This window comes from Duganella kummerowiae (genome assembly GCF_053572355.1).
In genome coordinates this window covers 164279-178115 of the sequence record NZ_JBKFEH010000014.1, presented here as the reverse complement: position 1 = coordinate 178115, position 13837 = coordinate 164279, and the positions used below count along the sequence as shown (strand labels likewise).

10 protein-coding genes are annotated in these 13837 nt (G+C 66.4%); 9 read left to right on the top strand and 1 reads right to left on the bottom strand.

Going from position 1 to position 13837, the window contains the following annotated elements:
- The first annotated feature begins 126 nt into the window (after positions 1-126).
- Positions 127-669 (top strand): inorganic diphosphatase, encoded by a 543-nt coding sequence (gene ppa, locus ACLB1G_RS19020; protein WP_491628806.1) that lies wholly within the window; start codon positions 127-129, stop codon positions 667-669.
- A gap of 80 nt (positions 670-749) precedes the next feature.
- Here the strand turns inward: ppa and ACLB1G_RS19015 are convergent, their stop codons facing one another.
- Positions 750-1880 carry a GNAT family N-acetyltransferase gene (locus ACLB1G_RS19015; RefSeq protein WP_491628920.1) on the bottom strand — a complete coding sequence of 377 codons (1131 nt, stop codon included), beginning with the start codon at positions 1878-1880 and terminating at the stop codon, positions 750-752.
- 75 nt (positions 1881-1955) lie between these two features.
- On the opposite strand from ACLB1G_RS19015, the gene ACLB1G_RS19010 reads away from it, so the two are divergent.
- The 8 genes from ACLB1G_RS19010 to ACLB1G_RS18975 all read left to right on the top strand — a co-directional run bounded on the left by ACLB1G_RS19010 (position 1956) and on the right by ACLB1G_RS18975 (position 13832).
- Positions 1956-4010: an NAD(+) synthase gene (locus ACLB1G_RS19010; protein ID WP_491628805.1), complete on the top strand. Its 2055-nt coding sequence runs from the start codon at positions 1956-1958 to the stop codon at positions 4008-4010.
- A 155-nt stretch (positions 4011-4165) separates the two neighbouring features.
- Positions 4166-4504 (top strand): P-II family nitrogen regulator, encoded by a 339-nt coding sequence (locus ACLB1G_RS19005; RefSeq protein WP_491628804.1) that lies wholly within the window; start codon positions 4166-4168, stop codon positions 4502-4504.
- Positions 4505-4638: 134 nt separating this feature from the next.
- Entirely contained in the window at positions 4639-6096 is a 1458-nt protein-coding gene (locus ACLB1G_RS19000; RefSeq protein WP_491628803.1) for an aryl-sulfate sulfotransferase, read from the top strand.
- A gap of 132 nt (positions 6097-6228) precedes the next feature.
- Complete coding sequence (locus ACLB1G_RS18995) at positions 6229-8871, top strand: TonB-dependent receptor (RefSeq protein WP_491628802.1); 2643 nt, start codon at positions 6229-6231, stop codon at positions 8869-8871.
- 15 nt (positions 8872-8886) lie between these two features.
- Positions 8887-10317, top strand: coding sequence for a sulfatase family protein (locus ACLB1G_RS18990; protein ID WP_491628801.1), 1431 nt, complete (start codon positions 8887-8889; stop codon positions 10315-10317).
- 115 nt (positions 10318-10432) lie between these two features.
- Positions 10433-11257: a hypothetical protein gene (locus ACLB1G_RS18985; protein ID WP_491628800.1), complete on the top strand. Its 825-nt coding sequence runs from the start codon at positions 10433-10435 to the stop codon at positions 11255-11257.
- Positions 11254-12513: a caspase family protein gene (locus ACLB1G_RS18980; RefSeq protein ID WP_491628799.1), complete on the top strand. Its 1260-nt coding sequence runs from the start codon at positions 11254-11256 to the stop codon at positions 12511-12513. Before ACLB1G_RS18985 ends, ACLB1G_RS18980 begins: the two co-directional genes overlap by 4 nt.
- 101 nt (positions 12514-12614) lie before the next feature.
- Positions 12615-13832: a helix-turn-helix domain-containing protein gene (locus tag ACLB1G_RS18975; RefSeq protein ID WP_491628798.1), complete on the top strand. Its 1218-nt coding sequence runs from the start codon at positions 12615-12617 to the stop codon at positions 13830-13832.
- Positions 13833-13837 lie beyond the last annotated feature (5 nt).

Sequence of the window (13837 nt, the reverse complement as noted above, 5' to 3'; positions counted from 1 at the left end):
CGCCGTGGGAAGGCGGCGTCCCGCTGTGGTGCGGCGCACCTTTACGCTTGATGCGCCGCACAACCGCTCTGCAGTTAGTTATAATGACGCGGTTAAACTTTTGTCAGTACAACAAGGAAACTTCCCATGAGCTTGAATAAAGTACCTTCCGGCCGCGACGTGCCGAACGACTTCAACGTGATCATCGAGATCCCCATGAACGCCGATCCGATCAAGTACGAAGTCGACAAGGACTCCGGCGCGATCTTCGTCGACCGCTTCATGGGCACCGCCATGCACTATCCGTGCAACTACGGCTACGTGCCCAACACCTTGTCGGACGACGGCGACCCGGTCGACGTACTGGTCATTACGCCGTTCCCGCTGATCCCGGGCGTGGTGGTGCGCTGCCGTCCCATCGGCGTGCTCAAGATGACCGACGAGTCGGGCGAAGACGCCAAGGTGCTGGCTGTGCCGGTCGACAAGGTGCTGTCCATCTACAGCCACTGGCAAAAGCCGGAAGACCTGAACGAACTGCGCCTGCGCCAGATCCAGCACTTCTTCGAGCACTACAAGGACCTGGAAAAAGGCAAATGGGTCAAGATCGACGGCTGGTACGGCGTGGAAGACGCCAAGAAGGAAATCCTGAACGGCGTCGAGCAGTACAACAAGGCCAACGCGGCCGCCTGAGCGTCATCGACGCTGCCCATGAAGCGCACCCACGGGTGCGCTTTTTTCATGGGCAGCGCCAGTCGGCAAATCCGGCGGCTTCAGCGGAACGGATTGTGTTCGTTCAGCTCGTCGATGTAGTTGTCTATGCCGCCCGTTTCGCGCTGCAGGAAGCGCTCCACGGCGTCTGCAAAGCCATGGTGGGCCAGCCAGTGCGCCGACCAGGTCTTTTGCGGCAGGAAGCCGCGCGCCATCTTGTGTTCGCCCTGGGCCCCGCCTTCGAAGGTGGCGATGCCTTGCTCGATGCAGAATTCCAGCGGCTGGTAGTAGGCGGTCTCGAAATGCAGACAGGGCACGTGCTCGAGCGCGCCCCAGTAGCGGCCGTAGAGCGTGTCGTCATCGTGTATCACCAGCGAGGAAGCAATGGCCCGGCCTTCGCGCTCGGCCACCACCAGCAGGATATGCTGCGCCATGCTGGCGCCTATGCGCTGGAAGAAATCCAGGTTCAGGTAAGGCGAGGAACGGTGCTCGCGGTAGGTATTGCTGTAGCAGCGGTGGAACAAGCGCCACTCCTCTGGCGTGATGTCAGGGCCGCGCACCCGCCGTAGCGTGACGCCGGCCTCGCGCACCTTGCGCCGCTCGGCGCGGATGTTCTTGCGCTTCTTGTGCTCCAGCGAGGCGAGGAAGGCCTCGAAGTCCGCATAGCCCTGGTTCAGCCAGTGGAACTGCACTCCGCTGCGCAGCATGAAGCCGGCCTCGTGCAAGACCTCGGCCTGTTCCTGCGGCGGGAACAGCACATGGGTGGAGGACAGCCCGGCCGTCTGCTGCTGTTCGCACAGCAGGGCCACCAGCGCCTGCCGCGCCGCCTCGCCGCGCGCCAGCAGGCGCGGCCCGCTGACCGGCGTGAACGGCACCGCCGACAGCAGCTTGGGGTAGTACTCGACCCCGTTGCGGTGGTAGGCGTCGGCCCAGGCCCAGTCGAACACGTACTCACCGTAGGAATGCGATTTCACGTACAGGGGCAGGGCGCCGGCCAGCACCTCATCCTGCCACAGCACCAGATATTGCGGATGCCAGCCGGTCTCCGCACTCGCCGAGCCGGATTCGTGCAGCGCATGCAGGAAAGCATGCGACAGGAAGGGATTGCCGCCGCCTTGCGCCGCCACCAGATCGTCCCACGCGTTAGCGCCCACCTCGGCCAGAGAAGAAATGACACCCGTGCGATAATTCATCATGTTGACCACTGATCGTATTTGCCGTGTTTGCCTATACCCAGGCATTCTACGCACATTACCCCGCCATCGCTTATGAGCAAGAATTTCTTCAACCTGTATTCGCATGGCTACGCCCGCGTGGCCGTGGCCGTGCCCACCTGCCGCATTGCCGATCCCGCCTACAACGCCAGCCAGGTGATCGCCATGGCGCGTGAGGCGCAGCAGCAGGGCGTGGCCCTGGTGGCCTTCCCCGAGCTGGGCCTGGCGGCCTACACCTGCGACGACCTGTTCCACCAAAGCCCGCTGCTGGACGCCTGCGAACAGGCGCTGGCGCACATCGTGGCCGCCTCGCGCGAACTGGCGCCGGCCCTGGTGGTCGGCCTGCCGCTGCGCGTGGGACACCAGCTGTTCAATTGCGCCGTGGTGGTGGCCGATGGCGCCGTGCGCGGCGTGGTGCCGAAGACCTTTTTGCCCAACTATAACGAATTCTACGAGGCGCGCCAGTTCAGCAGCGGCGACTACGCGGCCACCGATGAGATCACGCTGCTGGGTGCGCGCGTGCCGTTTGGCTCGCAGCTGCTGTTCCAGGTCGAGAACCTGCCCCTGTTCACCTTCCACGCCGAGATTTGCGAGGACGTGTGGGTGCCGGTGCCTCCGTCTTCGTTCGCGGCCCTGGCCGGCGCCACCGTGCTGGTCAATCTGTCCGCGTCCAACGTGGTGGTGGGCAAGGCCGGCTACCGTCATCAACTGGTGGGGCAGCAGTCGGCGCGCTGCATCGCGGCCTATCTGTACACCTCGGCCGGCGCCGGCGAATCGACCAACGACCTGGCCTGGGATGGCCAGGGCCTGATCTACGAAAACGGCGAACTGCTGGCCGAGGCCAAACGCTATGCGGATGAGGCCGGGTTGTTGGTGGCCGACGTCGACCTGGAGCGCCTGTCGCGCGAGCGCATGCACATGAACACCTATGGCCAGTCGGTGCAGCGCCACGCGGCCGAAGTGGACAAGTTCCGCACCGTCGGCTTTGCGCTCAAGCTGGACTTGCAGGACAAGCTGCCGCTCAAGCGCTGTATCGAGCGTTTCCCCTACGTGCCGGCCGATGCGCGCCGCCGCGACGAGCGCTGCAACGAGGTCTACCACATCCAGGTCCAAGCCCTGGCCCAGCGCCTGAACTCGGCGGGGCTGAAGAAGGTGGTGATCGGCATCTCCGGCGGGCTGGACTCCACCCACGCGCTGCTGGTGTGCGCGCGCGTGATGGACAAGCTCAAGCTGCCGCGCACCAATATCCTGGCCTATACCATGCCCGGCTTCGCCACCAGCGAGCGCACCCGGCAGCAGGCCCACCGCCTGATGGAACTGGTCGGCTGCACGGCGCAGGAAATCGACATCCGCCCCAGCTGTCTGCAAATGCTCAAGGACCTGGGCCATCCGGCCGCCGAGGGCACGCCGCAGTACGACATCACGTTTGAAAACGTGCAGGCCGGGGAGCGCACCAATCACCTGTTCCGCCTGGCCAACCATAACGGCGCCATCGTGATCGGCACCGGCGACCTGAGCGAGCTGGCGCTGGGCTGGTGCACCTATGGCGTGGGCGACCACATGTCGCACTACAACGTCAACGCCAGCGTGCCCAAGACCCTGATCTCGCATCTGGTGCGCTGGGTGGCGGAGTCGGGTGTCATTGGCCGCAACGACGCCCAGGTGCTGCTGGACATCCTGGCCACCGAGATCAGCCCCGAGCTGGTGCCCGGCACGGCCGGCGGCCAGCCGGAACAGCGCACCGAATCGACCATCGGCCCTTACGAACTACAGGATTTCAACCTGTATTACACCTTGCGCTACGGCTACGCTCCCGCCAAGGTGGCCTTCCTGGCGCTGACGGCCTGGCGCGACCGCACCCAGGGACGCTGGCCGGAAGGCGAGCATGTTACGCGCAATGAGTACGGCCTGGCCGCCATCAAGAAAAACCTCGGCATTTTCCTGGACCGTTTTTTCCGCACCAGCCAGTTCAAGCGCACCTGCGTGCCCAACGCGCCCAAGGTGGGCAGCGGCGGTTCGCTGTCGCCGCGTGGCGACTGGCGTGCACCCAGTGACTCGCAAAGCGTGGTCTGGCTGGAGAATTTGCGCACTGTTCCGGAACAGGAATGATGATAGTCGCGCGTATCGGTCGTTTTAGCGGAGATTTGACGACGTTTCGCGTTGTAGCGTGATTGAGCGATATGCCGCCAGGCATCTGTCGATTACAATAGGTGCAAGTGAATTCCGTTTTACAAGCTCTGCCGCTTTACATTCTAGGAGAAGTCATGAAACAAATTACCGCTGTCATCAAACCGTTCAAGCTGGATGAAGTGCGCGAGGCGCTGGCGGAAGTCAACGTCACCGGCCTGACCGTGACCGAGGTGAAGGGCTTTGGCCGCCAGAAAGGCCACACCGAGCTGTACCGTGGCGCCGAGTACGTGGTCGACTTCCTGCCCAAGGTCAAGGTCGAAGTGGTGGTGGACGACAACGTGGCCGAGCAGGTGGTGGACTCCATCATCAAGGCCGCCCGCACCGGCAAGATCGGCGACGGCAAGATCTTTGTGCAGAACGTCGAGCAGGTGATACGCATCCGTACCGGCGAAACCGGCCCCGACGCCGTGTAAGGCCGACGCCAGTCCAGCTACTGGCGTTTTTTGTATATCAAAGTTTGGTTATATTAGTTCGGTCCAACTGCAGTTTTCAGTAATATAGTTGCCATCAATTCGGCACCTATAACGACAGCAGAAAGATCGAACCCATGACCAAACGCTCCCTCGCCGGCGCCCTGGTGCGCCGCTCCCGTTCCCGAAAACTGTCCGCCGTGGCGCTGCTGGCTTGCGTGGTCGCGGCCGCCCAACTGTACGCCGCTCCCAGCGTTTATCCTACCGGCGTGACCCGCTACGATACGGCCAAGGCCTGGAACAGCTACGTGCTGTTCAGCGGCCAGGACCAGGCCACCCATCTGATCGACATGAATGGCAACGAGGTGCACCGCTGGGATGCGGAAGGCTTCCCGCCGGTGCTGCTCGATCCTGCCCTGGCCGGCGGCAAGCGCGGCCACATCCTGCTGCAACTGGGCAGCGTGAGCGGCACCTCGAACGAGGGCAATGGCCTGCGCAACCAGTCGATCGGCGAGCTGGACTGGAACGGCAAGGTGGTGTGGCAGTGGGGCGCGGCGGCTGGCGCAGCGGCCCGGGACGCCTACGCGCCGGTGCAGCAACAAGGCGGCGCCGCGCCCGGCGGCAGCGCCAAGCAGCACCACGACTGGCGCCGCCTCGCCAACGGCAACACCCTGGTGCTGGCCAACCTGGTGCAGCAGGTGGCCGGCTTCAAAGCGGCCCAGGTGCTGGACGACGTCATCTACGAAGTCACGCCCAAGGGCGAGATCGCCTGGAAATGGGTGGCTTCCGAACACCTGAACGAATTCGGCTTCACGCCGGCCGCGCTGGAACTGGTCAGGAACGGTGCTTCGCCGCGCGGCAAGGATGCACCGTTCGACTACCTGCACATCAATAACATGTCGGTGCTGGGGCCCAACCGCTGGTACGACGCGGGCGACGCGCGCTTCCATCCCGACAACATCCTGATCGACTCGCGCGAAGCCAATTTCATCGTCATCCTGGACAAGAAAACCGGCAAGGTGGTGTGGTCGCTGGGACCCGACTATCCCAGCCAGCAGCGCGGTCCGCGCACCCTGCCGCGCCCGGTGGACCAGATCACCGGCCCGCACGACGTCCACCTCATCGAGCCGGGACTGCCCGGCGCCGGCAACCTCCTGGTGTTCGACAACCAGGGCGAGGCGGGCTATCCGCGCGTCAGCGTGGGCGTGCAGCCGCGCTCGCGCGTACTGGAGATCGACCCCATCAAGAAGCAGATCGTGTGGGAATACACGGGCGCCGATTCCAACGGCCCGGACTGGGGCTTCTACAGCTCCTTCATCAGCAGCGCGCGCCGTCTGCCCAACGGCAATACGCTGGTCGATGAAGGCATGAACGGCCGCATCTTCCAGATCACGGCCGGCGGCGAAATCGTGTGGGAATACGTCAGCCCGTATTTTGCCGCCACCCCGGTGGCCGGCGCCGGCCGCAAGGTGCTGAGCAACTGGCTGTACCGCGCCCAGCCCGTGCCGTATGACTGGGTCCCGGCCGGCACCCCGCGCAGCGAGAAAGCCGTCACGCCCCCTGACATCAGCAAGTTCCGCGTAGCGACGAACTAGACGCGATCCCGGCGCGCCCATCCCCCCCGGCGCGGCCTCAACCTGCAAACAACACCCCCGTGCCGGCGCATCGTGACTGGCGCGCGGGACGGCTCACGCCTACGACAACTACAAACTGAACGAGGATAAACGATGGATCACGAGATTTTCGCGGAATCGACAGCTTTCCGCACTTACCGCCGCCGCACCGAAGCGGCGCTGCGCTCCGCCCGGCGTCACTACGCCCGGCGTGGCGACGCCCGGCGCCTGGGCGCGCTCAGCGTGCTGACCCTGGCCGTGCTGGCGGCGCCCGCTCCGGCCTACGCCCAGTCGGCGGTGGCGCTGGCGCTGGCCAGCGCCGGCGGCGTGCCCGCGCAGGTAGCGCTGGCTGCCAGCCAATCCGCTGGCGGCGCGGACCCGGACCAGGGCGCCAGCCCGGCCGCCGCCGGCGCCGATGTGGAGCCATCCGTCGCCACCGTTGACGCTGGACCAACCGCCCAGGCAGCCGCCAGCGGCGCCGGCGATGCAGGATCATCCGCCACCGCAGCCGCAGCCGCAGCCGACGGCGCCATCGCGGCCGGCGGCGCCGCCGTCACCGAAGCGGCGGCCGACGCCTCGCTGGAAGTCATCGCCCGCGTCACCGTCTCCACCCGCCGCCGCAACGAAACCTCGCAAAACGTCCCCACCAGCATGAGCGTGCTGGACGACAGGACGCTGGAAAACAACCGCGTCTACCGCGTGCAGGACTTGCAGCAGCTGCTACCCAGCACCACCGTCAACTTCGTGCACGCGCGCCAGCTGAGCTTTGCCGTACGCGGCCTGGGCAACAACACCGCCAGCGACGGCCTGGAAGGCAGCGTCGGCCTGTACCTGGACAACGTCTACCTGGCCCGCCCCGGCATGGCCGCCTTCGATGCGCTCGACGTGCAGCAGCTGGAATTGCTACGCGGTCCGCAGGGCACGCTGTTCGGCAAGAACACCACCGCCGGTGTACTCAACATCACCACCAGACAGCCCACTTTCCGCAGCGAGAATTCGGCCTCGCTGTCGGTCGGCCAGGACAAATACGTGCAGGGCAAGGCCAGCATTTCCGGCGCCTTTTCCGATACCCTGGCGGGCCGCTTGTCGGCCTACAAGACGCATGAAGGCGGCTACATCACCAACGTCTACAACGGCAACAAGGTGCAGGGCGGCGACCGTGAGGGCGTGCGCGCCCAGCTGCTGTTCGAACCGAACGACAGGTTCACGGCGCGCGTCATCGCCGACTACAACAGCGAGGATTCCAACAACGGCACCCTGGTGTTCTACAGCGCCGGCCCCAGCGGCAAGTGGCTGACCCAGGCCGCCGCCGTCGGCGGCCACGTGATCACCAATCCCGGCAACTACCAGGTCAACCTGGACAGCGGTTCGCACGTGACCGTGCATCAGGGCGGCCTGTCGGCGGAAGCCAACTGGAAGCTGGACAACGACACCAAGTTCACCGCCATCAGCGCCTTCCGCTTCTGGAACTTCACCCCGCGCAATGATGACGGCCTGGATGTGCCCGTGACGCTCAACGTGGGCGCCCTGGCGCGCCACCGCCAGTTCACCCAGGAGCTGCGCCTGGCCACGCCCCAGGGCCGCGAGGTGGAATCCGTGGTCGGCGCGTACTACTACTACCAGAACCTGGATAACACCAATTTCACCGACAACGGCGCCCTGGCCGACAAGTTCAACGGCACGCCCACCGGCGCCTGGGCCAACGTCAGCAGCCTGGCGGACGGCCATTTGCGCGTCAACAGCTACGCCCTGTTCGGCCAATCGATCTGGCACATCGATCCGCGCTGGGACCTGACCGGCGGCCTGCGCGCCACCTATGAGGACAAGCGCGCCTACGAAATCCGCTACGCGCCAACCGGCGGCGCGGCTGTCTCCGGCGCCGCGCTGGCGTCGCGCAATGCGCGCTACGGCGCCTTCGATTCGGGCGACGTGCGCCTCAACAACCTGAGCCCGTCCGCGCTGCTGACCCTGGCCTACAAGCTGGACACCGACGTGCTGGCCTACGCCAGCCTGTCGCATGGCGAAAAATCCGGCGGCATCAACCTGACCGTGCCCGGCGCGGCCGGCGTGGCCTCGCTCAAGGTCGACAACGAAAAGGCCAATAACGCCGAGCTTGGCGTCAAGAGCAATTTCTGGGAACGCCGCGCCCAGGTCAACGCCAGCCTGTTTGCCAACATTGTGCGCGGCTACCAGAACAATGCCTACGACCCCGCCACGCTGACTTCCTACCTGACCAATGCCGGCGACGTGCGCAGCCGCGGCGCCGAGCTGGAAACCAGCTTCCTGGTGACGCGCGGCTTCACGCTGGGCTTCAACGGCGCCTTCAACGACGTGCGCTACCTGAAGTACAGCAACGCCCCATGCCCGCCCGAGATCGCGGCCAGCTCGTGCAACCTGTCCGGCCGCGCCGCCCTGGTCAATGCGCCGCGCTGGACCGGCAGCATCAACGCCCAGTACGCGCACGCCGTGACCGACCGGGTGGAGGGCTATGTCAACGCCAACACTTCCTACCGCAGCGAAACCTACGGCACCCTGGACGCCTCGCAGTATTCGAAGATCCCGGCCTACGTCCTGACCAATCTGTCGGCCGGCGCCCGCTTCAAGGCCGGCGGCGCGAAATGGGACGTATCGCTGTGGGCCAAGAACGCGTTCGACAAGCTGTACTACACCAGCATGTGGAACACCAGCTTCGGCGCCTACAACGCCGTGATCGGCACGCCACGCACCGTGGGCCTGACCGCCCGCGCCGATTTCTGATTCAAGGCGACATGCATGACCACCAACAGCAAACGCCGCAGCATCCTGAAAACCCTGCCGGCGCTGGCGCTGGCGCCCTACGTGGCCGGCGCGGATGCGGCCAACGCCAGGGGCGCGCAGCCCAACATCCTGTTCATCCTGGCCGACGACCTGGGCCACGCCGACCTGGGCGTATACGGCCAGACCGATTTCAAGACGCCCAACCTGGACCGCCTGGCGGCGCAGGGCATACGCTACACCCAGGCCTACGCCAATTCGGCGGTGTGCTCGGCCACCCGCTTCGCCCTGATCACGGGGCGCTACCAGTACCGCCTGCGCGGCGGCCTGGAGGAGCCGATCGCCGGCGCTTCCGACACCATCGGCCTGCCGCCCAGCCATCCCACCCTGCCGTCGCTGCTGAAGCAGCAGGGCTATGGCACGGCCCTGATCGGCAAGTGGCACCTGGGCTACCTGCCCACCTTCGGACCGCTAAAAAGCGGCTATGACAGCTTCTTCGGCAACTACGGCGGCGCCATCGACTACTTCACCCACAAGCCGGGCGTCGGTCCCCAGGTCAAGGAAGACCTGTACGAGGGCGAGGTGCCGGTGCACCAGATCGGCTACTACACCGATTTGCTGGGCGCGCGCGCCGTCGATTTCGTCAGGAAGCAGCAGGCCGGCAAACCCTTCTTCCTGTCGCTGCATTACACGGCGCCGCACTGGCCGTGGGAAGGCCCGGGCGACGAGGCGGTGTCGCGCGATATCGACAACATCTTCCACTACGATGGCGGCGACCTGAAGACCTACGGCAAGATGGTCGAATCGCTGGACGCTTCCATCGGCCGGGTGCTGGCCGCGCTGAAAGCCCAGGGCCTGGAGGACAACACCATCGTCATCTTCACCAGCGATAACGGCGGCGAGCGCTTTTCCAGGACCTGGCCGCTGACCGGCCAGAAGACCGAACTGCTGGAAGGCGGCATCCGGGTGCCGGCCATCGTGCGCTGGCCGGCCGCCATCAAGCCGGGACAGGTGAGCGACCAGGTGGCGATCTCCATGGACTGGCTGCCGACCCTGCTGGCGGCGGCCGGCGGTGCGCCCGATCCGGCCTACCCAACGGACGGCATCAACCTGCTGCCCCAGCTGCTGGGCAAGGAAGGCAAGGTCGAGCGCACCCTGCTGTGGCGCTACAAGGCCAACGCCCAGCGCGCCATCCGTTCCGGCGACTGGAAATACCTGAAGATCGGCGGCAACGAATTCCTGTTCGACGTGGCCAAGGACCAGCGCGAGCGCGCCAACCTGGCCAAGCGCCATCCCGAGGTGTTCGCCAGGCTCAAGGAGCAGTGGGGACAGTGGAATCAGCAGATGCTGCCGATCACGGCCGACGTGCGCACCCACGGCGTGAGCGGCAAGGTGCAGGCCGACCGCTACGGCATTCCTGCCTCCGGCAGCGTTCCCGACAGCGACTGAGCCGCCAGAAATGCAACACCGGGGCGGCGGGAATTGTTAATTTGGCTTTACTTTGTGATATCTTGATCGGGCTCGGCGGCGCAGCCTGCGGCCGCCTTCCCGTGAGGCCATCATCATGAACTGCACCCGCCGCTCCATCCTCCTGGGGGCCGTGGGCGCGGCCGGCATGCTTGCGCTGCCGGCCCGCTCCCAGGCTCCCTCTGAATTCGAGACCCTGTTTGCCCAGGCCCTGTCCGATCCGGACGCCCTGGAACGGGTGCGCCTGCTGCGCGAGCAGCCGCTGGTCGGCGGCACCAAGGCGGTGGCGCCGCGCGTCAAGCGCTCGGACCGCAAGGTGGCGGAGGAAGCGGTGCGCATGCTGGTGCTGTTCGAAGTGAGCAGCGAAAGCCGCTACACCGCCAAGTACCAGCAGCCGGTGTGGCCGGGCGGCGACTCCGGCGCCACCATCGGCATAGGTTACGACATCGGCTATGCCACCGAGTCCTGGCTCAGGGATGACTGGAATGGCTATGTGGACGCCGCCACCCTGGCGCGGCTGCGCGGCGCCTGCCGCAAGACCGGCAAGAGCGCCGGCCAGCTGGTACCCGGCCTGCGCGACGTCGCGGTGCCGTGGACGGCGGCCTACAGCCAGTTCACGGAACGCCTGCTGCCGCTGTACGTCGGCGCCACGCTGAACGCGGTGCCGCTGGCGGACCGGCTGTCCGACAAGTCGCTGGGCGCGCTGGTGTCGCTGGTCTATAACCGTGGCGCCAGCTTCAACAAGCCGGGCGACCGCTACAAGGAGATGCGCGCCATCAAGGCCGCATTGGCCAGCGGCGATTACGCCAGCATCCCCGATCAGATACGGCGCATGACGAGGCTGTGGGATCCGGCGCAGTTCGCCGGCCTGCATACCCGCCGCAAGATGGAGGCCGCGCTGTTCCAGGAGGGCCTGGCATGAAGCGCCTCCTGCCCCTGCTGATACTGTGGCTGCTGTGCGCCGGCGCCCAGGCCCAGGGGCCGCAGCGGCTGGCGCTGCTGATCGGGAACTGGGACTACAACGGCAACGGCCGCTACGACGACAATCCAGACGAAGGGCTGCAAACCGATCTGCACCATCCCTGCGAGGACGCCGCGCGCGTCGGGGAGGCGCTGCGCAAGGTCGGCTTCAGCGGGGTCGATACCGTCTGCAATGTCAACAAGGCGCAGTTCGACAGCAGGGTGGCCGATTTCGCCCGCAAGGTGCAGGCGCTGCCCAAGGGGTCGCTGGTGTTCATCTATTACTCGGGCCACGGCACCCAGCAGTACGGCTATGTGTATTCGCTGCCCGTGATGTTCCGCCTGGGCGAGCAGCTCAATACGGCCAAGGTCAACGACCAGATCCGCTACCTGGCCTCGAACGCGGTCGATGTGCAGGCCATGCTGGCCAAATTCCCGGAACGCAAGGACCTCGCCATCTATGTCGCGCTGGACCAGTGCCGCAGCGAGGCGGTGCAGAAGTTCGACGCCTACAACGACATGGTCAACATCCACACGGCGGACAACGTCATGATCCAGTACTCGACCACGCCGGGCGAGACCAGTCCTGACCAGAGCGATTTTTCCAGCCTGCTGGTGCAGGAACTGCTGCGCGGCGGCGACATGGGCAGCGTGGCCTCGCGCGTGTACGGCAAGAGCCTGGCGCTGTTCCGCAGCGGGAAGACCGGCACCTATGCTCGGGCCCATTCCGGCTACGATTTCGGTGCACTGCGCAGCCCCGCGATGCAGCTGGTTGCGTCCAACCTGTCGCCTGCGCCGCCGGCGCTGCCGCCGGTCAAGGATGCGGGCGCCGTGATGCGCAAGCCGCGCCTGTTCCGCAATATCTACGACAACCCTTCCATCGACATCTTCTGGTGCGCAGGCGAGGGGGAGCGCGAGCGCTACGCCACGGCGGTGGGCATCGCGGAAAAGCTGGCCGCCAACGCCGCCAAATATGGCGTTGGCCGGGTGCGGGTGAGGGAGCTGGATGTGAACCAGAACCTGCACAATGGCTTCAACGTGTGGCGCAACCTGATGCGCTTCGATATCGAGGATCCCAAGGAGCGCAAGCTGTTGGAAAGCATCTCGGCCCAGTTCGCCGAACTGGGCCTGCTGCCCCAGCGTGGCACGGGCAATGCCGGCATGCCCACGCCGAACTACGTTTCCGCCTTTATCTGCGCGGGGTTCACGGGACGCTGAATCAGTATTTGAAGATCAGCGGCAGGTGCGGGCGAAAGTCGTGCACCCTGCCTTGGGCACCGTGATCGAAGCCGGCAGCGGCGCCGGTGTATCCTTGCGCGATGGACTCCCTGATTTCCGCCGCCGCGCGCGCCCTGGCTGGCGGCGATGTGCTCGCTGCCTTACAACATGTCTCCCTGCGCGACGATCCGCCCGCGCTGGCCTTGCGCGGGATCGCCATGGCGCAGCTGGGCGAGCACGCGAGGGCGCGCGAACTGTTGCGGCACGCCGCGCGCGGCTTCGGCGCCCACGAGGCGCAGGCACGGGCGCGCTGCGTGGTGGCGGAGGCGGAGGTGGCGCTGGCCATGCGCGACTTCTCCGCCGCGCCGGGCCCGCTGGCGGCGGCGCTGGCGGTGCTGGAGACGCATGAGGACCATGCCAACGCGCTGCTGGCGCGCCTGATTGTCGCACGCCGCCATCTGCTGCTGGGCCGCCTGCACGATGCCGACACCGCGCTGGCCGGGCTGGCCGCCAGGCCCATGCCGGCGCCCTTGGCCGCGATGGCGGGATTGTGCGCGGCCGAGCTGGCGCTGCGCTCGCTGCGTATCGCCGAAGGGCGCGCCGCGCTGGAGCGCGCGCGGCAGGCGGCCGAACAGGCGCGTATCGCGCCGCTGCTGGGCGAGGTGACGGCGGCGCAGGAAGCGCTGTCCCGTCCCGCGGCCCGCCTCGGCCGCCATGGCGGCCAGGTGCTGGATCTCGGCCAGGTGGCGCAATTGCTGGACTCCGGCGTGCTGGTGCTCGATGCCTGCCGCCGTGGCGTGTCGGCCGGCGGCGAGTGGCGTGCGCTGGCGCGGCGTCCCATCCTGTTTGCGCTTGCGCGCGCCCTGGCCGAAGCGTGGCCAGGCGATGTCGCACGCGAGGCGCTGATCGCCTCCGTGTTCCGTACCGCCCGCCCCGACGATACCCATCGCGCCCGCCTGCGGGTGGAAATCGGCCGTTTGCGGGCGCTGCTCAAGGGGCTGGCGCGGATAGAGGCGACCGCGCACGGCTACACGCTACGGCCCGAGGGCGTCGAAGGCGTGGCCGTGCTGGCGCCGCCCGTGGACGGCGAACAAGCCGCGCTGCAGGCATTGCTGGGCGATGGCCTGGCCTGGTCTACCTCCGGACTGGCGCTGGCGCTGGACGCCAGCCAGCGCACGGTACAGCGCGCCCTGGCCGAGCTGGAAGCGCAGGGTAAGGTGCGGGCCATCGGCCACGCCCGCGCGCGGCGCTGGCTGGCGCCGCTGCTGGCCGGATACACGACAATCTTGTTACTCCCCGCCACGCTGCGTATCCCATAAAGTGT